The sequence below is a fragment of the Deinococcus sp. genome (assembly GCF_018260405.1).
In the GTDB taxonomy this organism is placed as follows: Bacteria; Deinococcota; Deinococci; order Deinococcales; family Deinococcaceae; genus Deinococcus.
In genome coordinates, this window is the sequence record NZ_JAGLBG010000105.1 from 1 (window position 1) to 1,036 (window position 1,036).

General features: G+C 64.8%; 1 protein-coding gene and 1 pseudogene. Both read left to right on the plus strand.

Annotation, left to right across the window (positions count from 1 at the left end; translation table 11 throughout):
* A pseudogene (locus QZ269_RS11200) lies at positions 1–329 on the plus strand (adenylosuccinate lyase); the annotation flags it as partial.
* A 111-nt stretch (positions 330–440) separates the two neighbouring features.
* On the plus strand, positions 441–1,036 hold a 596-nt coding region (locus tag QZ269_RS11205; protein ID WP_291426795.1), incomplete at its 3' end, for a malate dehydrogenase.

Consider the following 1,036-nt stretch of genomic DNA (forward strand, 5'->3'; position numbering starts at 1 on the left):
GCTACGCCACCCGCCGCCTGACCGGGGTGCTGCGTGACCTGGTGGTGTTTCCCGAGCGCATGCTGAAAAACATGAACGACCTGGGCGGTCTGGTCTTTAGTCAGCGGGTGCTGCACGCCCTGATCGACGAAAAAGGCATGATGCGCGAGGACGCCTACACGCTGGTGCAGCGCAGCGCCCTTAAATCCTGGGAGACCGGTGAGGGCCTGCGCGACTTGCTGAGGGCCGACCCCGCCAATCCGCTGAGCGACGCAGAACTGGACGCGGCCTTCGAGTTGCAGTGGTATCTGCGCCACGTGGACACTATCTACGCTCGTCTGGGCCTCTGAGCGGCCCGGCCCCGCTGCCCGAGCTTGTCCCCGTTGCAGGAACGCCCCTGCGCCCGGCCCCCGCTTCGCGATATTGTGGGGCGTAAAACCAATTCCCACGGAGGAAACACTATGACGACGAAACAACCCGTTCGCGTGGCCGTAACTGGCGCTGCCGGACAGATCGGCTACAGCCTGCTTTTCCGCATCGCCGCTGGCGATATGCTGGGGGCCGACCAGCCCGTGATTTTGCAACTGCTCGAAATCACCCCCGCGCTCAAGGCGCTCAGCGGCGTGGTCATGGAGCTGCGCGACTGCGCCTTCCCGCTGCTGGCCGATGTGGTGACCAGCGACGACCCGATGGTCGCTTTCAAGGATGCCGACTACGCCCTGCTGGTAGGCGCCATGCCCCGCAAGGCCGGTATGGAACGCGGTGATCTGCTCGGAGCCAACGGCGGCATCTTTAAGCCGCAGGGCGAGGCCCTCAACAAGGTCGCCAAGCGTGACGTTAAGGTGCTGGTCGTGGGCAACCCCGCCAACACCAACGCCCTGATCGCCCAGCAGAACGCGCCCGACCTCGACCCCCGCTGCTTCACGGCTATGGTGCGTCTGGACCACAACCGCGCCATCTCTCAGCTGGCCGAAAAGACGGGCAAGCCCGTGAGCAGCATCAAGAACCTGACCATCTGGGGCAACCACTCCTCGACCCAGTACCCCGACCTCTCGCA